At 65.4% G+C, this 20,980-nt stretch carries 19 protein-coding genes; 6 read left to right on the top strand and 13 right to left on the bottom strand.

Annotation, left to right across the window (positions count from 1 at the left end; translation table 11 throughout):
- Positions 1-151 precede the first annotated feature (151 nt).
- Complete coding sequence (gene kdgT / locus CFB89_RS17170; RefSeq protein ID WP_089468891.1) at positions 152-1,171, bottom strand: 2-keto-3-deoxygluconate transporter; 1,020 nt, start codon at positions 1,169-1,171, stop codon at positions 152-154.
- Between the two features lie 250 nt (positions 1,172-1,421).
- Between kdgT and CFB89_RS17175 the strand changes: the two genes are divergently transcribed.
- Complete coding sequence (locus CFB89_RS17175) at positions 1,422-1,793, top strand: SH3 domain-containing protein (RefSeq protein WP_089469410.1); 372 nt, start codon at positions 1,422-1,424, stop codon at positions 1,791-1,793.
- A gap of 18 nt (positions 1,794-1,811) precedes the next feature.
- Here CFB89_RS17175 and CFB89_RS17180 read toward each other — a convergent pair whose 3' ends face one another.
- Positions 1,812-3,416, bottom strand: coding sequence for an EAL domain-containing protein (locus CFB89_RS17180; protein ID WP_089468892.1), 1,605 nt, complete (start codon positions 3,414-3,416; stop codon positions 1,812-1,814).
- A gap of 427 nt (positions 3,417-3,843) precedes the next feature.
- On the opposite strand from CFB89_RS17180, the gene CFB89_RS17185 reads away from it, so the two are divergent.
- On the top strand, positions 3,844-4,140 hold the full coding sequence (locus CFB89_RS17185; protein ID WP_089468893.1) for a hypothetical protein: 297 nt from the start codon (positions 3,844-3,846) through the stop codon (positions 4,138-4,140).
- Between the two features lie 22 nt (positions 4,141-4,162).
- Here the strand turns inward: CFB89_RS17185 and CFB89_RS17190 are convergent, their stop codons facing one another.
- The gene (locus CFB89_RS17190) at positions 4,163-4,477 is read right to left on the bottom strand and encodes a hypothetical protein (RefSeq protein ID WP_089468894.1); all 315 of its coding nucleotides are present in this window, start codon (positions 4,475-4,477) and stop codon (positions 4,163-4,165) included.
- Between the two features lie 328 nt (positions 4,478-4,805).
- On the opposite strand from CFB89_RS17190, the gene CFB89_RS17195 reads away from it, so the two are divergent.
- Positions 4,806-5,336: a YcxB family protein gene (locus CFB89_RS17195; RefSeq protein WP_089468895.1), complete on the top strand. Its 531-nt coding sequence runs from the start codon at positions 4,806-4,808 to the stop codon at positions 5,334-5,336.
- An 88-nt stretch (positions 5,337-5,424) separates the two neighbouring features.
- On the opposite strand, the gene CFB89_RS17200 is transcribed toward CFB89_RS17195, so the two are convergent.
- From CFB89_RS17200 to CFB89_RS17210, 3 genes are all read right to left on the bottom strand, one after another.
- Positions 5,425-7,044, bottom strand: coding sequence for a histidine-type phosphatase (locus CFB89_RS17200; protein WP_089468896.1), 1,620 nt, complete (start codon positions 7,042-7,044; stop codon positions 5,425-5,427).
- A gap of 182 nt (positions 7,045-7,226) precedes the next feature.
- Positions 7,227-7,661, bottom strand: coding sequence for a phosphatase (locus CFB89_RS17205; protein WP_089468897.1), 435 nt, complete (start codon positions 7,659-7,661; stop codon positions 7,227-7,229).
- Between the two features lie 326 nt (positions 7,662-7,987).
- Positions 7,988-9,346, bottom strand: coding sequence for an NAD(P)/FAD-dependent oxidoreductase (locus tag CFB89_RS17210; protein ID WP_089468898.1), 1,359 nt, complete (start codon positions 9,344-9,346; stop codon positions 7,988-7,990).
- A gap of 100 nt (positions 9,347-9,446) precedes the next feature.
- On the opposite strand from CFB89_RS17210, the gene CFB89_RS17215 reads away from it, so the two are divergent.
- Positions 9,447-10,400: a LysR family transcriptional regulator gene (locus CFB89_RS17215; protein ID WP_089468899.1), complete on the top strand. Its 954-nt coding sequence runs from the start codon at positions 9,447-9,449 to the stop codon at positions 10,398-10,400.
- Between the two features lie 21 nt (positions 10,401-10,421).
- Here CFB89_RS17215 and CFB89_RS17220 read toward each other — a convergent pair whose 3' ends face one another.
- On the bottom strand, positions 10,422-10,616 hold the full coding sequence (locus CFB89_RS17220; RefSeq protein WP_089468900.1) for a hypothetical protein: 195 nt from the start codon (positions 10,614-10,616) through the stop codon (positions 10,422-10,424).
- Positions 10,617-10,809: 193 nt separating this feature from the next.
- On the opposite strand from CFB89_RS17220, the gene CFB89_RS17225 reads away from it, so the two are divergent.
- Both CFB89_RS17225 and CFB89_RS17230 read left to right on the top strand, forming a co-directional pair.
- Positions 10,810-11,727, top strand: coding sequence for an AraC family transcriptional regulator (locus tag CFB89_RS17225; protein WP_089468901.1), 918 nt, complete (start codon positions 10,810-10,812; stop codon positions 11,725-11,727).
- A gap of 231 nt (positions 11,728-11,958) precedes the next feature.
- A complete protein-coding gene (locus CFB89_RS17230; RefSeq protein WP_089469411.1) occupies positions 11,959-12,852 on the top strand; it encodes an NAD(P)H-binding protein in 894 nt (297 codons plus the stop codon).
- An 83-nt stretch (positions 12,853-12,935) separates the two neighbouring features.
- On the opposite strand, the gene tssE is transcribed toward CFB89_RS17230, so the two are convergent.
- The 6 genes from tssE to tssK form a co-directional block, all read right to left on the bottom strand.
- Entirely contained in the window at positions 12,936-13,361 is a 426-nt protein-coding gene (gene tssE, locus CFB89_RS17235) for a type VI secretion system baseplate subunit TssE (RefSeq protein WP_089468902.1), read from the bottom strand.
- Positions 13,362-13,376: 15 nt separating this feature from the next.
- Positions 13,377-16,100 (bottom strand): type VI secretion system ATPase TssH, encoded by a 2,724-nt coding sequence (tssH, locus tag CFB89_RS17240; RefSeq protein WP_089468903.1) that lies wholly within the window; start codon positions 16,098-16,100, stop codon positions 13,377-13,379.
- A gap of 136 nt (positions 16,101-16,236) precedes the next feature.
- Positions 16,237-16,722: an Hcp family type VI secretion system effector gene (locus CFB89_RS17245; protein WP_089468904.1), complete on the bottom strand. Its 486-nt coding sequence runs from the start codon at positions 16,720-16,722 to the stop codon at positions 16,237-16,239.
- Positions 16,723-16,830: 108 nt separating this feature from the next.
- Entirely contained in the window at positions 16,831-18,552 is a 1,722-nt protein-coding gene (locus CFB89_RS17250; RefSeq protein WP_373559867.1) for an OmpA family protein, read from the bottom strand.
- Positions 18,549-19,280: a DotU family type IV/VI secretion system protein gene (locus tag CFB89_RS17255; RefSeq protein ID WP_089468906.1), complete on the bottom strand. Its 732-nt coding sequence runs from the start codon at positions 19,278-19,280 to the stop codon at positions 18,549-18,551. Before CFB89_RS17255 ends, CFB89_RS17250 begins: the two co-directional genes overlap by 4 nt.
- Complete coding sequence (tssK, locus tag CFB89_RS17260) at positions 19,277-20,629, bottom strand: type VI secretion system baseplate subunit TssK (RefSeq protein ID WP_089468907.1); 1,353 nt, start codon at positions 20,627-20,629, stop codon at positions 19,277-19,279. Before tssK ends, CFB89_RS17255 begins: the two co-directional genes overlap by 4 nt.
- Positions 20,630-20,980 lie beyond the last annotated feature (351 nt).

Here is a 20,980-nt window from a genome sequence, read left to right on the forward strand (position 1 = left end):
AAGTGGGCATGGAAGGCACTCCGGAAAACGTCGGCTTGGGAGACGTGGGCCGGATTCTTGAGCCTACATCGAGGTGAGCGTTTGCAACGTCATGGCCGGCGAACGCCCGGATGTTCGGCACCTGAGGCCGCACCCGAACCACCCTCCCCCCTCAAACATGCCCCTCATGCTCGATCGCCCCGCCATGCGCCGCCCGCGCCGCGACCCCCACCGGCATCCCTGATGCCTTGGCCGCCCGTTTCGCCCACATCGCCGTCAGAATCGGCACGAGAATCGCCGTCACAAGGCACGCGGTCGCGACGATCGCCGTTGCCGCCGGCACCATCGGTTTGAACTTCGGAATCATCTCGCCGATGATCGCCGGGTTCGCGACCGCGGCGCCGGCCGTCGACGACGCGGCCAGCCCCGCCGTGCCATTGCCGCCGCCCAGAAACTTGTCGGCAAGAATCAGCGGCACGCCCGTCACGACGATCACCGCGAGCCCGAGCGCGATGCCCGGCAGCCCGCTCTGCGCGATCACGTTGAGATCGATGCCGTTGCCCAGCGCGAAGCCGAAGAACGGAATCAGCGGATGGACGCAGCGCCCGAACAATTCGCGCAACGCCACGTCGAGGTTGCCGAGCGTGAAGCCGATCAGGAACGGCAGCACCGCGCCGACGAAAAGCCGCGTCTCGAACACCGCGACGCCGGCCGCGCCGAGAATCAGCATGCTGACGAGCGGCCCCGATTCGATCGACATCAACACGAACGCGCCGGCTTCTTCCTTGGTGCCGTACTGCTGCATCACGGCCGCATAGAGGCCGCCGTTGGTCATGTCCATCGACGTCGTGATCGCCAGCAGCGACAGGCCCGCGAGCAGGCCCGTGCGGATGCCGTCGTCGGGGATGAACCGCGCGGCGATCACCGTCGCGAGCCACGCGACGACGATCTTCGTCGCGAGCAGCGTGCCCGACTTGCGCAGCACGACGCCTGTTGCGCGCAGGTCGATCGTCGCGCCCATGCAGAAGAACCACACGGCGAGGATCGGCACCGTGCCCGCGATGAGGCCGTTGGTGAACGAGCCGAAGTACTTCCCGGCATTCGGTGCGAACGTATGCACGCATGCGCCCAGCAGCATCGGGACCAGCATGAGCCCGCCGGGAATGCGGTCGATGGCCTGTTTCAGCTTCACGTCTCCTCCGTGGACGTCGATGCGTCCCGTTGTCGAATGATGTCTGCTGACTGACTATAGGACATGATTCGGAAGGGTGGTCCGTTTTTATGCGTTTCGATGGTAGTCGTATCATCCGGAAGCGGCCGGCATCGAAGCGACGAGTCGAAGCGACGAGTCGACGCGACCACGGCCGCGCAGGATCGAGCGTGTGCCGGCCGCGAACCGGCAAACCGAAAAAACGATAAGGCGTAGAGGGCGAACGATGAAGATGAAAATGACGATGCGCATGGGCATCGCGATACTGGTGCTCGGCGTGAGCCTGGGCGCGAACGGCGCGCACGCGAAGAGCGCGGTCGATTGCGGGAAGCTCGACGCGGCCACGAGCGGTCCGGACGACAACTTCCGGCCGCCGGCGTTCGGCACGGTCATCGGCACGGGGCGCGCGTATTTCCATTCGGCGCCCGACGCGCAGTGCATCACGAAGCGGACCTTCATCGTCCCCGGCGATTCGGTGACCGTCTACAAGTCGCACGGGCACTGGTACAACATCATGTACGTGAACGGCAAGACCGGCGACGACTTCGAAGGATGGATCGAAGAGGGCCGCGTGCACCTCGGCGGTCAATACGGCGCGCAGTAGTCGCCGTCGGCGGCGCCGCTACACCGTCGCCGCGGCGAAATCGCGCGTCAGGTTCTCCGCGCGCATGGGTCGCTGATACAGGTAGCCCTGCGCGTACTGGATCCCGACCGCATGCAGCGCGCGATGCTGGGCCTCGGTCTCCACGCCTTCCGCGATGATCTTCAGGCCGTAGTGATGCGCGACGGCCGCGATCCCCTCGATCAGCTTCGCACTGCCGGTATCCAGTTGCGAAACGAACTGGCGATCGATCTTCACGTAGTCGAACGGAAAGCGCGACAGCATGTCGAGATTGCTGTGATGCGTACCGAAATCGTCGATCGCGAACTTCGCGCCTTTGGATCGCAGCGCGTGGAAGATCTCGGTAGTGCGTGCGTTCTTCTCGAGCAGGATGCGCTCGGTGACTTCGAGCACCAGCGTGAAGCCTGGCGGCAGCGCACGGATCGCTTGCTCGACGACGGCCACGAACTGCGTGCGCTCGAGGTCCCGCGGTGCAATGTTCACGGCGATGCGTAGCGGCGCGGACGGTGTCAGCGCGGTCAGTTCGGACACCGCCGTGCGCAGCACGAATTCGGTGACCTTCGGCAGCAGCGTGCTCGATTCCACCTGCGGGATGAACACGGCCGGGCCGATGGCCCCCCACTTCGGATGGTGCCAGCGCAGCAGCGCTTCGACGCCGACCGTCCTGCGCGTCTGCACGTCGACGATCGGCTGGTACACGACATGGAACTCGTTGCGCCGGAGCGCATGGCGCACGGCCTTCAGCAACAGCCGTCGCGGCGCCATCGCGAGCAGGTAGGCAGCCATCACGAGGCTATCGGCCAGCACCACGATCGTCGCGCAGATCAGCCGGTAGTGGCGCCGGACCTGTGACGCATAGCGCGCCGATGCGACGGTCGACACCGTGAACGGCCAACGCTGCGACGCGATCGTGCTGCCGCCCGCAGGGCGTGCGTCCGTTTCCGGCGTGAATTTCCCGTGTTGATCGAGGCGGCCCGAACCCGCGATCGACAGCGTGGCCGTTTCCGCTTCGTTACTGGTGCCGTGGGCGAGCGCGTCGGCCACGTAGTCGCCTTCGATCACATACAGGACGCCCGCCCCGCGCGCGGTGGCGCGGAATACGGACAGCACCGGAATGCCACGCTGGAACGGCGTCTGGCGCAGCAGCGTGACGGTCATCGCGCCGGGGGCGGGCTCGCGTGCATACGCGTCGAGCGGCAGGTCGATCGAACCGAGTGCCGACGAGCACATCAGGCGACCGTCGTTCACCAGCCCGACCGCACGCAGATAGCGCAGGCGAGTGCCCACTTCGGCCAGCGTCCGGAACACCGTCGTGCAGGGCCGCCCGACGAGTGCGGTCAGCTCGTCCGCGTGTCGAAGGCGCACGCCGTCCAGGATGCGGTCCACGGAAGCCACGATGTCGTTTGCCGCGACGCGCTCGTGCGTGGTGACGGCTTCGCGTGCGTAGCGGTCGGCCAGCACGATCGCGACCGCGGGCACGAGGACGCAGATGATCGCGGCGGCGAAAAGGATGGCGCGCGGCCGCGCGCCGCTGCGGTGGAAAAGGGGCGTCGAGCCCGGCGCGCGCGCCCGTGGTCCCGCGATTGCCTTTGGTGTTATACGCATGGATTGGCAAGTCGAACCGGTCGATGCGCCGACGGCGCGCATGCCGCATGCCTGATTCGGGCCATGCGGCTCGCGCGCCGGTTTCGGACGCCTATCGATTCGGCCGTCGCGCCGGGCATTGGCCCGAGCCCGTCGCGATCGGCCATTTATCTGGCAGCATTTCTCAATAACGTGTGCGCATTGCGCGTGTATATCGACGCAGCGTACCGAAAAAAGCCCCGGCCGCACAGTGTGTGCAGCCGGGACAAAAGACACCGTCTCTTGGCACGAGGATGGTGCGCGGCCAGTATAAGACGCGGCGCGCTATTGCGAAATATTGTTGTCTAAATATTGATGAGGTTTCGTGATTGTGTCTCGGAGAGAAACATTTTCATGTGACGCCGTTGTCGGCAGACTGCCGCCCGCGTGTCAAAACCGGAGCGTTGTGATGGAAGAAAATGGCGCACCCACGGTCATCGTGACCGATGGCGCCGCCGTGGCGGACGGCGGTTCGCTGTGGATTCGGATCTCGGTGGACGGCGCCGCCCGCGACTATTCGCTCGATCGGGCGCTTGCGTCGTGCGGTACGCCGCATTACGACAGCATTCGCGGCGCGCACGGCGTGTTGTCGGAAGGAGAACGACGGGAATTGCGGGGGCTGCTGGAGCGCATCGCCGACCCCGCGATGTGGGCCGGCATCGTCGGCGCCTTCATCCAGGTGCTGAAGCGCCCCGACGAGCCGTGAACGAGGCGGTGCCGGCGGCGAGTCAGAAATCGTTGCGCATCTTGTGGAGCAGGCCGTCGGGCGATTGGTGCGTGTCCACCGCGGTGAGGATATCGGTCACGAACCACGGCAGATTCAGGTGTGTGTCGGAATCGCCCACGCAGACGCGGATCGGCGGCGCGCTGGAGGGGGCGCGGGCGCCTTGCGCGGCCTCCCGCGACGGCACGCAATTTTTCGCGTATGCCGCCTGAGCCTGAACCGGCGCGGCGGCCCCGGAGGAAGCGCCGGCGAATGCCGGCACGGGCAGGCTGACGGCGGTAAACAGGGTCAGGGCAGCGGCAAGGGCGACGCGTTTCATGAGGGCTCTCCGACGATGTTAGTTCGACCATGCGAGCCGGCGTGAGTTCGTCGGCGCGAGATGCGTGTCATCCCGAACCGGCCGCTTGGCCGCGTGCGACGCTGCCTGCGCTCCGACTGCCGGTCGCGCCACTTCTGCGGCGGTTCTCCACACGGGTGTCGTTCCGCGCATGTATATTGTCGCCGTGCATCGATCGGCCGGCGATCAGCGATATCACGCGGCTTCGTTTGCCGTCACCGTGTGCGCGCACTGCCAACCCGCCGGAGCGTGGTGCTCGCGGTGAAGCGCCAAGAGTAATTACAAGAACCAGAGAGCGTTCCGAGCCCCCATGAGCGATACCGAAGTCGTTTTCCAAATAACCGCGGATGACCTCGTCCATGCATACCGCCTGCATCTTTGGCGCAGGTACAACCCGAAATACCTGCTCAAGTCATTTGCGATCGGTACGATCGCGTACGTCGTCCTGCTCGTCGGCGGCGTTCGGGTAGCGAGCGGACATTTTCCGGAATGGCGCTATGTCTGGATGGCCGCGGGAATCGCGGCTGTCGTCGCGATCGGCGTGCCCATCCTGAATCATCTGATACTGCCGCGCGCAGGTCGCAAGATTTACGACCAGCAAAAGACGCTTCATCAGGTTTATACGGTCATTTTCCAAAGCGACCGGTTCATTGTGGAAACGCCGACTTCGCGCGACGAAATTCAGTATGCGGATCTCGTTCACTGGAGCGAGGATCGTCAAATGATCCTGCTGTATCAATCATCGGTGATGTTCCGCGTGGTACCGACGCGCGTGCTGAATGACGGACAAGTGGCATTCCTTCATCAAGTTCTGCTTCAGAACGGCGTGCGCAAAGTCTAGCGGGCGTGGAGCCCATGACGAAGTCCGGACGGTCTGCGCCGTCCGGGTTTCAAGGTGTGCTTGCGGCGCGAAAGCCTCACGCGTCAGATCACTGATACCCGTAACACCGCTTGAGCCCCGCGTAGTCGTAGAAGTGGCTGCCCGCCGCGATCTTCGCGCCGTCGCACGCGGCCTGGAAATCGGTTTCGCGTTCGTTGTACAGCATCTTCACGATGAGCCGCGACCCGTTGCGATAGACATCCCACTGCATGTTCGCGGCCATCGGCGACACCTGGTCGCCGCGCCACGAGTTGTTCGCATACGTGTACGTCTGCGCCTGCGGCGTCGGCACGAACACGTTCTTCAGGTTCATGATCGACGCGAACGGAATCACGATCTCCGCGTGCGTGAAGCGCAGCTTCGCGGCGTGCGTCAGGTCGCCGCGCGCGATCGCGTCGACTTCGCCGAAGAAATCGTCCTGCAGCACCTTCGCCATCCGGTAGGTCACCGGGTCGGCTTCCTGGATGCCGGGCCCCTTCTGGTAGTAGTCCTCGGCATCCTGCAGATACGCGAGGTACCGCGCCTGCTCGGCACCGATGTACTTCTCCATCGTGACGCCGCCGGTTTCCGCGGTCATCGCCGGTGCGACCTGCAGCAGGTCGTACAGCACGTTTACCGCATCGACGGCGGTCGCGATCTTCGTCTTGCCGTCGCCTTTCAGCGTGTTGGTGAACTTGCCGTCCGTCGACGTGAACGCATAGGTGCCGGTGTTCGCGAACGTGTAGCCGTCGGCGCCGAGCTTGGCGATGAAGGCCGGCGACACGAGCGCGGACAGCACCGTTTGCGCGACGTCGGCCGCCTGTGGCGCGGCCTTGATCGCCTTCAGCTTCGCGGCCACCGTCGCGTCGTTTGCATAGGTCTGGTACGCCTGGCTCGCCTGATAGGTCGCGTAGTACGGATCGCTCGTGTCGGTCACGAGATCGGTGGCCGGCTTCAGCGAATGGAAATACAGCAGGAAGCGGTTGGTGCCGGCCGGTTGCGCGACCGGTGCGCTCGCCGGATAGCCGGCGGGCGCGGCCGGCAGCGTGATGGCCGGCGCGAGTGCCGGCTGCGCGGCAACCAGCGCCGCCGAGAAATACGTCGAGCTGTCGACCGCGCGATCCTGGCCCGAGTTGACGACGACCACCTGCCGGTTGCCCGTGGCGAACAGCGCGGGCAGCCGCTGCGCGAGACGCGCGGCGAGTTGCTGATGTTCGCGGATGCCGGTTTGCGTGAGGTTGCCGTACCCGGGTGTCGAGATGCCCTGCACGCCATAGCCGAGCAGCGCATTGGCCTTCATCATCGCGTACGTGTCGGCCTTGAGCTGCACGCCGAGCGGCGTCAGCGCGCCGTCGGCCTCGGCCTTGACCAGCATCGCATAGATCGCGCCGTCGTATTTGAAGCCCGACAGCCCGCGCGAGCCGTGACGGGCGACGAGTTCGGTATAGACGGGCGCGTAGCCGGCCGGCGGCGCTTCATACGTCGCGGCATCCTGCTGCGGGCGGTACGGCGTCTTCGTCTGGTAGTAGGTCGCGGGTGCGGGGGGCGGCGTGGGCTGCGGCTGCGGTGCGGGCGCCGTGCCGTTGTTGCCGGCCGACGCGGCGGGCGGTGTCGAATCTGCACCGCCGCAAGCGGCGAGCAACAGGCAGGTAATCGCGAGGGTGGCGGCGGTGCGGGGCGGGCGTGTCATCGTGGCGGGCAACGGACGGGACGAAGCGCTTGTGCGTCGTCCCGTCTCCGGGGGAATGTGGTCGAGCCCGGAAGTGTTGCAAGCGACTTTGACAGCAGAATGTCAGGGTGCGGTCGGGCAATCGTCCGATTGCCGGCGGATCGACGTTGACGGCCGGCCGTGGTCGGCCCGTGTGCCGACGTTCAGTGCAGCCCGGCGGATGCGATCGAGCGCACCGTATCGGTGATGTTCACGCAGCGCGACAGCCCGAAATGCTCGGCTTCACGGCGTTCCGGTTCGCTGCTCGCGATCCCGACCGCGCGCTCGCGCGGCACGCCGAGCGCTTGCAGCGCGACATCGAACGGATGCCGATTCGATCCGGAGTCCTGTTGATTCGTATCCGTGACGACGACCGCGAAGCGGTCGAGGTTTGCGCGGCCGAACTGGCCTTCGAACATGTCGTTGAGCCGCGCGGCCGGCAGCGTCGTGACGAGACCGAGCCGATAGCCCTCTTCCGATGCGCGGTCGAGCCACAGGATGATTGCATCGCGCTGATGGCGCGATTCGCGCGAATCCGGGGTGGCTTCGATCTGCGCGAATGCTGCGTCGAGACGGGTGACGATGGCTTCGATGACCACGGTGATTCCTTTTCAGAAACGTGATGATCCGTTCGCCGACGGGAATGCCACACACCTTAGCGTCGTTCCGGAAAACGCGACCAATTAATATTTTTATCCGACTCATACGATTCGACTAATGAATGAGGCGGCGAGCCAGAGCGGGCGGGGGATGCGTGTCGCGCGGCATGTCCCGCATGAATGGCGTCGTGTCGACGTCGTTCAACGTGATGCACCGGCGTGGCGCGCATTGTGAACGCATCGAGTATATGCATATAAAAAAACGGCATATCGAGCGATGCCCGCCCGATATGCCGCGTCGCGATGCTGGAAGCGAACCGGGGCGATCAATGCAGCTTGATCGACGGCTGGTTGCGGCTTTGCAGCCAATGGCTCAGCGACTGGAACAGCGCGCGCTTCGTGCCGACCACGCTGAACAGGTGCTTGCGATACAGGAACTTGTACAGCCCGATCGCCGCGAGTCCGTCGACGATCAGCGAGCGCGAGCGCACGCCGATGTCCGCCTGATACACGGCGCCCGCATGCCCTAGCGACACGACGGTGCCCGCGTCGTGAAACGTGAAGCCGGCCACCGGCTTGCCGGCGATGCGGCGCGCGAATGCGTTGACCAGATACACGGCCTGCTGGTGCGCGACCTGCGCACGCGGCGGCAGGAACCCGCTTGCACCGGTCGACGGGCACGCCGCGCAGTCGCCGAACGCATACACGTGCGGATCGTCGGGCGTCTGCAGCGTGTCGGTCACGATCACCTGGGTCGAGCGGTTGAGCGCGATGTCGCCGATGTCTCGCAGCATCGCGGGGCCCGCGACGCCGGCTGCCCAGATCGTGATGTCGCTCGCGAGTCGTTCGCCGGTCGCGGTCGTCACGGCGTCCGCGCCGACTTCCGCCACACGCGTATCGGTCAGCACGTCGACGTTCAGCGCACGCAGCTGCGCGTGCATCTTGGCGGACAGCCGTTCGTCGAGTGCCGGCAGGATGCGCGGGCCGCCTTCGATCAGCCGGATGTGGACGTCGCGCGCGGACACCAGCGCCTTGAAACGATACGTGGTCAGTTGCTGGATCGCGTGGCGTAGCGCGGCGGCCAGCTCGACGCCCGTCGCACCGGCGCCGATCACGTTGATGCAGATCGGTGCCGCGCGTCGCGCGGGCTGCTGCTCGGCAACGTGATTCGCCTTCGTGCAGGCGGCGAGGAACTTGCGGCGGAAGTCCTCGGCGTGGTCGAGGTTTTCGAGCGGCAGCGCATGACGCTCGGCGCCCGGCACGTTGAAGAAGTTCGTCACGCTGCCGACCGCCAGCACGAGATCGTCATAGTCGAGCGTGCGCTGCGGCAGTATTTCCGTGCCGTCTGCATCTTGCACCGCCTCGATCGTCGCCGTGCGCGCCGCGCGATCGACCCGCTGCAGCGCGCCTTGCACGAAGCGGAAGCCGTGGCGCTTCGCCTGCGCCGCGTATTCGATCGTGTGGGAGGCCGGATCGCGATGGCCCGATGCGGCTTCATGCAAGAGCGGCTTCCAGAAGTGCGTCGGATAGCGGTCGACGAGCACGACGTCGGCCTGTCCGCGGCGTCCGACCGTATCGCCGAGGCGCGTCGCGAGCTGCAAGCCGCCGGCGCCGCCGCCGACGATCACGATGCGCGGCACACGCGGTGCGCGTTCCGTTGCAAGGGTGGGCGTGATGTTGTCCATGTTGGGCTCCCGCTGAATGACGATTCGGATGACATTGCTCAAGAACCGACGATATAGTTTCGTACCCAGTCGAACAATTTAATGTTTATAAGCGACTCATATGTATTCACTTATAGGAAAGACCGCGACGTTCAAGCAGTTGAAGGCGCTGGACATGATCGCGCGGCTCGGCAGCGTGTCGCGCGCGGCGGAGGAGCTGAACCTGACGCAGCCGGCCGTGTCGCTGCAGGTTCGCCTGCTCGAGGAGGCCGTGGGCGCCGCGTTGCTGCAGCGGGTGGGGCGTGGCGTGCAGCTGACCGCGGCCGGCGAGATCGTGGCGCGCTACGCGCGCGAGATCCTGCATCTGTGGAGCGAGGCCGGCGACGAAGTGGCCGCGCTAACGGGCGATCTCGGCGGCACGCTGCGGATCGGCGCGATCACGACGGCCGAATACCTGATCCCGCCGCTGCTGGTCAAATTCACCGCGACGCGTCCGCACGTGAAGACGTATTTCAAGGTCGGCAACCGCGACGACATCATCCGCATGCTCGCGACGCATGAAATCGATCTCGCGGTGATGGGCAGCGCGCCGAAGGAGCTGCGCACGCACGCGGTCGAGTTCGCGAAGCATCCGATGGTGTTCGTCGCGGCGCCCGGCCATCCGCTGATGCAGCGCAAGCGCGTCGCGCTGAAGGATCTCGAATCCGCGCACCTGCTCGTGCGCGAGCGCGGCGCGGGTACGCGCTCGACCGTCGAGAGCCTGTTCAAGAACGCGGGCTACCGCTTTCATGTGGGTTCCGAACTGTCGAGCAACGAGGCGATCAAGCAGATGGCCGAAGCGGGCCTCGGCGTTGCGTTCCTGTCGTTGCACGCGTGTGCGCTCGAACTGCGCACCGGGCTGCTCGGGCAACTGCCGTTTCCCGGCAACCCGATCGAGCGCGAATGGTATGTCGTCACGCTCGCCGACCGGCGGATCTCGCAGGTGACGGGGCTGTTCCGCGACTTCCTGATCAAGCAGGGCGCGCCGGTGATCGACGGCGCGACGGTGGCCTCGCACGAGCGGCGACGCAAATAGGTGGGGGTGTCGACCGTGCGGTCAGACGAGCCCGAAGTCGTCGTTGCTGTCGGGAATCGACGCGAGCAGCCGTTCGAGCCGGTACCAGCCGACGACGCGCAGGCACCACGCGGCGATGGCGGTGTGGCCGGTGCGGGAATCGGGGCTGGATGAAGGGCGGGCGGAAGACGGCGAACGCGCGACGAACGCTGCGCGTTGCGGGCAGTAATGGGGCATGACGGGACTCCGTAGGTGTCGGATGAGCTGATCGTAAGCGGTGCGGCGCCCGCCGGCGCGCACGCAAGGATCGTCCCGAGCAGAAACGGATGATCTTTTTCTGCTTGATTCGCCGGCGGCCGAGCAGGGCCGGCACGCCGGCCCGAAACGCGTCACAATGCGCGTTCGGCACCTGATCTGGTGGAGACCATCAATGAGCGATCCGATTCTTGCCGCGCCGACGGACAACGGCGTCCCCGTCAGCCTGCGCTCCAGCCGCGGGCTCGGCTGGCGCGGCTTCGGCGCGTCGCTGCTGGAAATTCGCGCGGGCACGTACCGGATTCCGGCGGCCGCGCATCACCGGATCGGCGTGCATATCGGTGCGCCGGTGCGCGCGGATTGCGTGTGCGACGGCGAGCGCGTGTCGCGCATCCAGGCGCACGGCGACGTCGACGTGATTCCGGCCGGCCTGCCCGGCCAATGGACCGACAGCGCAGATTGCCGGATCCTGCACATCGCGCTCAGCGACACGTTCGTGCGGCGCACCGTCGAACAGCTCGAACTGAAGCCGTCGCACGCGCAGATCCGCCGGCGGCTGCAGGTGCGCGACCCGCGGCTGCAGCACATCGCGTGGGCGATGGCCGCCGAACTCGAAGCGGAAGACGCATCGGATCCGCTCTACGCGGAAAGCCTGTGTACGGCGCTCGTCGCGCGGCTGGTCGACGGCCAGCCGGCGTTTCGCGAACGCCGGCGCACGCTGGCGCCGAAGGCCGCGGCGCGCGTGATCGACTATGTCGAGGCGAATCTCGACCGGCGCATGACGCTGGCCGAACTGGCGGCGCTCGTGTCGATCAGCGTGCCGCATTTCAAGGTGCTGTTCCGCGAAACGCTCGGGATGCCCGTGCACCAGTACGTCGTGCGGCGCCGGGTGGAGCGCGCGAAGGCGCTGCTGCTCGAAGGCCGGCTCAGCATCAGCCAGATCGCGCTGGAAGCCGGGTTTGCGCATCAGAGCCACATGGCGAACTGGATGAACCGCGTGCTGGGCGCGACGCCGACGGAGATTGCGCGGTCGGGCGCGCGGGGCGGGTTGCGGCTGGCTTATGACGGTGAGGATGGCGGGAGAGACGCATAACGCAACAGCGGTGCACGGGCGTTGCATTTGAGCCGAGGGTAATTGTTCAACAGGTTGTTGGACAATTACTGCATTCACCTTCTCCGGTTTTGACGCGCTTGCATCGGAGCGCCCCGCATGGCTACAGCCGCTCAACGCGTCATCCTTTCCTGCTCGATTCATCCCTCCGTGAGCGCCTTCGCGGCCGCGCATGCCGACAATCACAACACTTTCATCCATCAGGAGCGAATCGTGTTCGTGATCTTCGGCGCATCCGGCAACGTCGGCCTGTCCACCGTGACAGCCTTGCGCAACGCAGGCCATTCCGTGCGCGCGGTGCTGCGCGACGCACGTCATCGTGAACTTTTCGTGCAGCTCGGCTGCGATGTCGCGATCGCGGGTCTGGCGGACGCGAACGCGATCGCCGCGGCGATCGACGGGGCGCAGGCCGTGCAGCTACTGTGCCCGGCTCCGGCCGTCGATCCCGATCCGGCCGCGACGATGACGCGAACGATCGATGCAGCGACCGCCGCGCTCGCCGCGAATCCGCCGCCGGCATTGCTTGCGTTGTCGGACTACGGCGCGGAGCTCGAAGGCAACACGGGTATCACGCGTCTGTTCCGCGACTTCGAGGCACGTCTGAAGACGATCCCGACGCAGTTGACGCTGCTACGCTCGGCCGAGCATCTGCAGAACTGGGCGCGCGTGTTGCCGGTCGCGCTCGGCACGGGCGTGCTGCCGAGCTTCCACCACCCGGTCGGCGAGGTGTTTCCGACGGTCTGGGCGCCCGACGTGGGCGTCGTCGCGGCGAGGCTGCTGCTCGATGCACCGGAAGGCGGAAGCGGGCCGCGCATCGTCAGCGTCGAAGGGCCGCGGCGGGTGAGCGTGACGGCGATCGCGGATACGTTGGGCGCCGTGGCGCGCCGCGCGATCGTCGCGCACGCGTTGCCGCGCGATACGTGGAGCGCGACGCTCCTGCGTGCCGGGCTCAGCGAACGTCATGCACAGCTGATCGTCGATCTGTACGACGTGCATAACGCGGGGCGCATCGATGTGGAAGCCGACGTGTCGGAGCGGGTGTACGGGACGACGACGCTGGAGGAAGCGCTTGCCGTGCTGGTGCGCGCGCATGCGGCGCGGGCGTGAAGCGGGTAACCGGCATCTGGTGTCCATATCGACGGACCGGGATTGGCAAGTTGCGAAACCCGGCCCGGACGTGAGGGAGCACTTCAATCGTGCCCGACACACCGGCGTTTCAACCACATGCGTCCGGGAGGCTCGAAATATGTACCGAACCGCACAAGTCCGGCTTTTTTCAGATGGCACGTCATTTCAAAACTCACCAGCACGCCGGGATCGTCGTTTTCGAGGATGGCGACGTCGATGGAGCGGATACGAGGCTCATATTTCACGAGCGTCGCCTCCATCTGCTGCTTGAGCATGTGGGCTGACGCGGGCAGCGCCTTGTAGATGTTCGTCAGATCCGGCAGACCATAGTCCGGCAGATGCTTCAGCGCACCGGCTCGCGTGTTCAGGATGCGCTGCACATTCTGCTGGACGCTCATGCACTCGAGTGTCCGGTCGTCGTAAGCATCGAGCGGCTCACCGCCGATCTGGCCGAGCAGCATGTCGTGGAGAGAGGGACGCGCCTGCATGATCCTGGCCTCCGGTTACGGGGTCGCGCGGGTCGGCTTCGTCGCGCCCGCCACGACGTTGCTTCGGTCGATGAAATCGATCGTCACGCTCGCTTCGGCCGAACTCGACAACACGATCCTTTCCGGCGCGGCCCCGGCCGCCATGCGCGCAAGCAGTTCACGCGACACGTTCGGCAAAATCCGCTGGTTGAGGAACGCATCGACGTTGCGCGCACCGGACTCGCGCGCGAGGCAAAGCTCGGCCACCGTGTCGATCAATGATGCGTCGCACGCCAGCTCGACGTCGTGCTGCCGGCGCAGGCGGTCGGCGACCTTCGACAGCTTGAGCCGCACGATCGACGCGAGTGCGGCGGCATCGAGCGGCCGATAGACCAGCGACTGGAAGCGCGCGAGCAGCGCGGGCTGGAAGTGCGCCACGAGCTGCGGGTGGATCGACTCGAGCAGCGCCGCCTGGGAAACCCGCGGATCGTCGGCGGTCATCTCGTCGATTCGTGCGCTGCCGAGATTGGACGTCATCAGAATCACGCAATTGCGGAAGTCGATCTCGCGTCCTTCCCCGTCGCGCATCATGCCGCGGTCGAACACCTGATAGAACACGTCGAGCACGTCGCGGTGGGCTTTTTCGACTTCATCGAGCAGCACGACGCCGTACGGCCGCTGTCGCACGGCTTCGGTCAGGATGCCGCCGCGTCCGTAGCCGACATAGCCTGGTGGCGAACCTTTCAGTTGCGACACCGTGTGTGCTTCCTGATATTCCGACATGTTGATCGTCGTGAGGGCGGCCTCGCCGCCGAACAGCAGGTCGGCCAGGGCCAGCGCCGTTTCGGTCTTGCCGACGCCCGACGGCCCTGCGAGCAGAAAGACGCCGAGTGGCGCGTGTTCATTCTTGAGGCCCGCCTTCGCGGTGCGCAGGCTTTCCGCGAGCGCAGCCAGCGCATCGTCTTGCGCGACCACGCGTGTCGCCAGTTGCCGTTCGAGATTCAGCAGGCTCAGCAGTTCGTCTTCGACGAGGTTGCCGACCGGCACACCCGTCCATTCCGCAACGACACGTGCGACGGCCGCTGCGTCGACGTCGACCGAGATCAGCGGTGCGTTGCCTTGCCGGTCGGCGAGTAAGCGTCTGATGTCATCGAGCTGGCCGCGGCTGGACGCCGAGCCGCCTTCGGCGACCTCCGCTCGACGCTGGTGAACGAGGCGGACCAGCTCGCGTTCGCCGACATGGCGCGCCTGCAGGCCGGTCAGGATGTTCCGCGCCTCGGAAAGCGCGTGCTCCAGCGTCACGCGCCGGGGCGCGACGTCATCGATACCAGCCTGCGCGTCCGCGTCGAGCGTCGCCAGTTCGAGTTCGAGGGCGGAGACGGCGGCGCGTGCGCGTTGCAGTTCAGGGGGCGGCGATTCGAGCCCCATGCGCACCCGCGCGGCAGCGGTATCGATCAGGTCGACTGCCTTGTCCGGCAGTTGCCTTGCGGGAATATAGCGTCGAGAGAGTTTCACTGCCGCGATCAGCGCATCGTCCCGAATGTGCACGTTGTGATATTCCGCATAGCGGGTCTTCAGGCCGCGCAGCATCAGGCATGCCGCATCGTCGTCGGGTTCGCCGACCTTGATGATCTGGAAACGGCGCTCGAGCGCGGCGTCGCGCTCGAAGAATTCCTTGTATTCCGACCATGTCGTCGCCGCGATCGTACGCAGTTCGCCGCGGGCGAGCGCCGGTTTGAGCAGGTTCGCGGCGTCGGCGCCGCCGGCGGCATTGCCCGCGCCGATCAATGTGTGCGCTTCGTCGATGAAGAGCAGGATCGGCTCCGGTGAAGACTGAACCTCGTCGATGACGTTCTTCAAGCGTTGCTCGAATTCCCCTTTCACGCCGGCGCCGGCCTGCAACAGGCCCAGATCGAGTGTCAGGATGCGCACGTCGCGAATCACGTTCGGGACGCTTGCCTCGGCGACGCGCAGCGCGAGGCCTTCGACGAGCGCGGTTTTGCCGACGCCCGGTTCGCCGACGAGGATCGGATTGTTCTTGCGCCGACGCGCGAGCACGTCGACCATTTGCTGGATTTCGCGATCGCGGCCGAATACCGGATCGATCTCGCCGCGTCGAGCTTTGTCTGTCAGATCGATCGCGAAGCGGGAGAGGGCACCACCGTCCGTGGTTCGGCGGGGCGTGTGCGTTGCTGCCGCGACGGGGGCGGCCGATTCCGGCGTCTGATCGACGGCGGGGCCGATCGGGTGATCCTCTGCTTCGGCTTCGATATTTTCTGGTCGCGTGCTCTCGCATGAACGATGAGCAAGGCGCGGCAGGACGCGCCGGATCTGCGTGCTGCTGACGGACAGCAGAGGCCACGCGTTTTGCGCGCGCAGTACGTGGGGCCTATTGACGATCGCCTGCAGCAGGTCGCCGGACCGGATGGTCGCGTCGTCCGTCTCGGACGCGGCGTGCACCCATGCGTCCTGCAGTACGGTCGCCAGTTGCGGAGACAACGCCGGCTTGCCCCGAAGATTGCGTGGCAGATGTTCTATCGACGCGAGCAGCGCATCCCAGACGGTGTCGAGGTCGATACTGTAGTGCCGCAGGATCGCCGGGATGTCCCCGTCGCCGGCCTCCATCAGTTTCAGCAGCCAGTGCTCGACGGTGATCTCGTCCGCGAGACGCGTCTGGCATAAGCTCACGGCCGCTTCGAGCGCCTTCGCGCAGTGCGGATTGAGTCGGCGGAGCAGGTGGGTCGTGTCGCGCGGGGTCATGTCGATGCCTGGAGAGGGAAGGGGCGACGCGCAGTCGTTGGCCGGACTGGGTCTCGGGAACAGGAAGGCCAGCCTGAACCGGTCAGGCTGGCAAAAGAACCGCTCGAGGCGCCGGCGGTTCGACCATCGATAGGGATCAGGACCGCTCGTTCCAGGTGTCCTTGTGGATAATGTTGCCGTCCTTGTACGACCAGGTGATCGTTTCGTAACGAAGCTCCATGTTTTCGAGGTGGTTGTGCTTCTCGTAGGCCGGATTCTTGATGTCGTGCATGACCGGATTCACGGCGACGATCTTCACGTTGTCGAGCTTCGTGTTGAAGTACTCCTTCTCCTTGCCCGCATCGTCGATCTTGTACCACTTGATCTCGACCGACTTGAGCGTCTGGCCGCTCGTCACGGCCTTGTACAGATACGGCGTCGACGCGTCGGTTTCCTTCGTCAGCGTGATCGGCTTGTGGACGCGCGTGCCGGTCAGCTTGCCGGTATTGCCGTCGGTCGGGATATGTACGCCGTGGTCGAATGCGACGAGTTCGACGCTGCCTTCGCGTTCCTGAACCGTCACCGAGCCCTTGATGTCGGCGCCGCCGTCGTCCTTGAGCCACATGTAGGCCGGAATTGCCATTGCCTTGCTCCTTTATATTTCACTGTACGTACTACTAAACTTGCCAGGAGCGGGCCCCTGGGCTTGAGAATCCCGAAGCGGGTTGCTTCGGGGACTGAACCTGGATTGCTACCTTCCCGTGTCCGGTACCAGGGTAATTTCCACGCGACGGTTTCGCGCGCGTCCGTCGGGTGTGTCGTTGCTCGAGAGCGGGCGCGTCATGCCGTAGCCTTGAATCGCAAACCGGGTCGCGGAAATGCCGGATGCGTCGACCAGCCAGTCGCGCACGGCTTCCGCGCGCGCGGTCGAAAGCTTCAGGTTGCTGTCCGGATTGCCCACGTTGTCGGTGTAGCCGGCGACGAGGATGCGTTTATCGGGATGCGCGTGGATCATGTCGAGCGCGCCGACCATTGCACGGTTCGACCCCGGCTTCAGCAGTGCCTTGCCACTGTCGAACAGCGACATGCTGTCGAGCGAGACGACGGCGGGAGGAGGCGGCGGCGGCTCGTAAGATGCGATCGCGTTGTTCAGCATGGGGATCAGCTGCGCGCCCCGATACATGCCGAACGACAGGCGCAGCGGAATACCGGTGCGCGCGTAGCGATCGAGTTGATCGCGATCGGCCACGAGCGCCTGCAGTGCGTCCCGCTTTGCGGTGTCGTGCGTTTCCGGGATCGTCGAATAGCGGCCGAGATCGGCGGCGATACGATCCAGCAGCGCTTCGTTGTTCTTGGCCGCACCCCAGAATGCGACGGTAGCGGCGCAGGCGAGCAGGGCGAGTGCGTGGCCCACGGCGGCTTGACGGGGAGACGTCCGGTATCGTCGCGGTATCGCTTCGATCAGCGATTGCGGGAGCGGCCACGGCGTCGGCGAGGCGGTGGTGGTGACACGCGCCACTTGCGTCTGCATTTCGACATCGCGTTCCCACGGGTTCCGACATGCGCTCGCCGGTCCGTAGTCAATCCAGCCGGAACCGAACGGCGCCCATGGCGATGCGGGTTGTTGTCGGTCCGTCAGTGCGCCGAAAACCACGCGCTGCGTCCAGCCGACGATGGAGGCCAGCGCGGCGGCGCGTGCCGCTGCAACGCAATCGCCGGCCGCGCGCTGAACCTGGTTTTCCGCCGCGCGAACCACGGATTCGAAACGTTCGCCGACCGCGAGGCGGGTGGCCGACGACACGCCGTACCACACCGGCGTCGAGCGGTCGACGGGGCCAGTGGTGAGGCGCTGGTACACCGCGACATAGCCCGGCAGTCGCGTACCCAGCATGCGAGCGGCATCGCCGACGGCCTGCCGCACGGCACGCAGATTCTGGGTCAGCGTGTCGGTTTCCGCGTGCAGCGCAGGCGCGACCGACAGCACGACGCCGTCCGGGGCCCGCCCGCCGCGCCACTGCCGGACTGCAACGGCCGTGCGCGGCAGATCCTGAGCGCGATCGACGCGCAGCCAGATGCCGCCGTCGCCGAGGTGTACGCGACGGACTTCTCCCATACGGTCGAACAGTGCGGGCAGTCCGTCGCCGGTCACCAGCACGAGCGGCATGCGCGTGCGCAGCTTCACCGGAATGTCGGCTGTCGCCGCGCCCAGCGCGGTCAGCACATGTGCGCTCTGGCTACGCGCGCGGCCAAGCGTGCACGTACACCACACCATCAGCGCGAGCGCGGCAATCCCGACGATGGCCGAAAGTGCCCATGCGACGCCGGACCCGAGCGGAAGTACCAGCCAGGTCAACGCGAGCGCCAACACGGTTGCGAACGCGACCATGAGCCGCGACGGATACCCGAGGCCTTCGTGCCCGCGATCAGGCGGCCGCTTCGATTCCGTGGAGAGAACAGACAGGTCGGATTTCACGGGCGAACGGCTTTTGCCGCCACAAGATGTGCGAGCTGTCCGTCGAGAGTGGCGGACCAGATGCTCCATACGATCGTGGCAGCCGCGCATGCGAGTCCGGCGATCGCCCAAGGAGACAGCCGGTAGAACCAGTCGGATAAGCGCCGTCCGACGCGATCCGCGATGAATGGCCGATCGGGGGCGGGGCGCAGCGTCTCCAGTCTGGCATTTAAAGACGCGATCAGCGCGATCCGCTCGGCTTCGCCGTCACGGGCGTACCGGCCGACGAATCCCATTCCGAGGATGGCCGAGTAGCACTCGAGCAACGCGACGGGCGGCGCTGGGTCGCGCATGCGCGCGTCGAGCCGATCGAACACGCGTTCACCGGCTTCGTGCAGGTTGAACTGCTCCACCTGCAGCGGCTCGCGCTCCCATGCGGACCGGGATTCGCCAGGCAAGTGTCGCAGCGCTACTTCGTCGAGCAGCCCGCACTGTGCGACGAGCGCCTCGTTGCGCACGTCGTCCGGAAACCCCCGGTGCTGCAGCGCGCTCGCGAATTGCTCGACAAGCTGCTTGCAGCGCGCTCGCAACGCGACCGCGTCCTGAGTCTGTCCGCCCGAGGCGAGCGTGGTCACAAGCAGTGCGGTGTCGCGCAGCAGATCGCGCATCCCGTCGCCGGGGAGGTTACTGGCGCCCGTCGTGTTCGGCATCAGGGCGGTATCGCTTCGATTGGAGGTCAACACATTCATGAACGCAGCACCGCATAGAGTTCGAGCGAGGCGTCCGGTACCGACGCGGGCAGATAGATCTGGCAGGCTCGCGCAGCGAGCATCTTCGCGTGCACGGCGCTGGACGCGTCCAGCGCGAAATAGTGATTGTCCAGACGCACAGGGATCGCGCCTGGCACGCGCTGGACGGCCTTGAGCGGGACGCCAAGCAAAGCCGAATTGACGATGTGTTCGACGTCGTCGGGGGCGCCGATCTTGCATAGCCGTGGAAACTGCTCGATCAACTCGAATGCGGGCATCGGCGCGTTGACCGACAGGTACCAGTCGGCGGCATCCGCGACGATCCGCTCGTCGAGGAACTGGCCAGTCCACGTGGTCGGCCCCTTGCGGGTGAGGCCGATCGACACGACCCGCGACGGAATGATGGCGTCGAGCAGCGTGCGAATCAGCGATTCCAGTTTCGCGAACACCTCGTCGGCGCGCACATGGTCGTACACCGGAACATCGGTGAGTTGCGCTTCGGTCGAGAATGTCATCAGCGCGCTCGTCAGTTGCGCGAGTGCCGTGTACAGATGCTCCGGAGGGCGGCTCGGATGCGCAGCGAACAGTCGCAACTGAGGCCACGCCGCGTGGATGCAATGAAGCAGCCAGAAGAGTTGCACGTCGGCCACGCCGTATTCCGCGACGTCGGTCATGCGTTCGCTACGACGCGTACCGAGCGCGAGGGTCCGGGCGTGAAGGATGTCCGTCAGACGATTGATCCGCTCGACGTGCAGCGGATGGCTGGCGAGCGTGAGGCACGGCGGCACGAACTGTCGATCGATCTGGAACTGGCCGCTGGCGCCGCGCGTCAGTCGCGCGATCGCGCAGATTGTGTCGTCGGCGTGCGACTCGAAGTCGAACACGAGCCGTACTGCATGCCGTTCGACCGCGATTTCGGCTTCGGCGGTCCCGTTCAGGTCCGCGACCTTGACGAATTCTCGGTAAGCGCGCCGCGGGCGGGCGAGCGACGCCTCGTCGAAACGGCAGTTGCTGCCATTCGCGTCCGGCAACGCGAGCGCTGCGAACACCACGACGCTTTGCAGGTCCGCCGGCACACCTTGCGTCAGGTCGCGCGCAGGCGGCAGCGTATCGGCGACGGACGTATCGATCGGCGTGCCGTCCGGAAAACACAGCTGCAGGCGGGCGAGTTTCAGGCGCCCTGTCGACAGCGCTTCTTCGTCGACCTCGACGGCAAGCGTTCCCCACGGCTGTGCGACAGCCGCGCAGGCGTACTGACGTAGCGCAAATTCGGCCCATCTATCCTGTTGCTGAAAATGCTGCTGGGTCAGGATGAGGCCCTCGTGCCATAGCGGCTTCGCGATTCGCATGGTCTCTCGTGTGATTCGTTTGTTCGTTATTCAAGTCAAGGGCGTAACCTATACACGACATCTTTTCGGATGTGCAACCTATTTTGTGAATGTCCATATGATTTGGTTTACTAATTGAGAGATGTGAAATGTGAACGAAATTTACAATTCGCCGGGTGATTATTTTTGGGATATTTGGATTTTTTTGGGTGAATTCGAGAGGTGCAAAATAGGATGGCGTGCGATCAATGGAAAACGCACGGATCATCGTGTAGCAAGGGAGCGCGGCAGAGTTTCCAGTTACTTTGAGTAACGTCATACGGCTCGAATGTGATTTATCTCGAAAATATTGGAAGCAATTTAAATTTGTAA

The organism is Burkholderia sp. AU16741 (assembly GCF_002223345.1).
GTDB lineage: Bacteria > Pseudomonadota > Gammaproteobacteria > Burkholderiales > Burkholderiaceae > Burkholderia > Burkholderia sola.

What these genes read in the sequence shown, in the direction of transcription:
- CFB89_RS17175 (WP_089469410.1), top strand. Translation starts at nt 1,422, where the DNA reads ATGAAAATGACGATGCGCATGGGCATCGCGATACTGGTGCTCGGCGTG.
- CFB89_RS17180 (WP_089468892.1), bottom strand. Translation starts at nt 3,416, where the DNA reads ATGCGTATAACACCAAAGGCAATCGCGGGACCACGGGCGCGCGCGCCG.
- CFB89_RS17185 (WP_089468893.1), top strand. Translation starts at nt 3,844, where the DNA reads ATGGAAGAAAATGGCGCACCCACGGTCATCGTGACCGATGGCGCCGCC.
- CFB89_RS17190 (WP_089468894.1), bottom strand. Translation starts at nt 4,477, where the DNA reads ATGAAACGCGTCGCCCTTGCCGCTGCCCTGACCCTGTTTACCGCCGTC.
- CFB89_RS17195 (WP_089468895.1), top strand. Translation starts at nt 4,806, where the DNA reads ATGAGCGATACCGAAGTCGTTTTCCAAATAACCGCGGATGACCTCGTC.
- CFB89_RS17200 (WP_089468896.1), bottom strand. Translation starts at nt 7,044, where the DNA reads ATGACACGCCCGCCCCGCACCGCCGCCACCCTCGCGATTACCTGCCTG.
- CFB89_RS17210 (WP_089468898.1), bottom strand. Translation starts at nt 9,346, where the DNA reads ATGGACAACATCACGCCCACCCTTGCAACGGAACGCGCACCGCGTGTG.
- CFB89_RS17215 (WP_089468899.1), top strand. Translation starts at nt 9,447, where the DNA reads ATGTATTCACTTATAGGAAAGACCGCGACGTTCAAGCAGTTGAAGGCG.
- CFB89_RS17220 (WP_089468900.1), bottom strand. Translation starts at nt 10,616, where the DNA reads ATGCCCCATTACTGCCCGCAACGCGCAGCGTTCGTCGCGCGTTCGCCG.
- CFB89_RS17225 (WP_089468901.1), top strand. Translation starts at nt 10,810, where the DNA reads ATGAGCGATCCGATTCTTGCCGCGCCGACGGACAACGGCGTCCCCGTC.
- tssE (WP_089468902.1), bottom strand. Translation starts at nt 13,361, where the DNA reads ATGCAGGCGCGTCCCTCTCTCCACGACATGCTGCTCGGCCAGATCGGC.
- tssH (WP_089468903.1), bottom strand. Translation starts at nt 16,100, where the DNA reads ATGACCCCGCGCGACACGACCCACCTGCTCCGCCGACTCAATCCGCAC.
- CFB89_RS17245 (WP_089468904.1), bottom strand. Translation starts at nt 16,722, where the DNA reads ATGGCAATTCCGGCCTACATGTGGCTCAAGGACGACGGCGGCGCCGAC.
- CFB89_RS17255 (WP_089468906.1), bottom strand. Translation starts at nt 19,280, where the DNA reads ATGAATGTGTTGACCTCCAATCGAAGCGATACCGCCCTGATGCCGAAC.
- tssK (WP_089468907.1), bottom strand. Translation starts at nt 20,629, where the DNA reads ATGCGAATCGCGAAGCCGCTATGGCACGAGGGCCTCATCCTGACCCAG.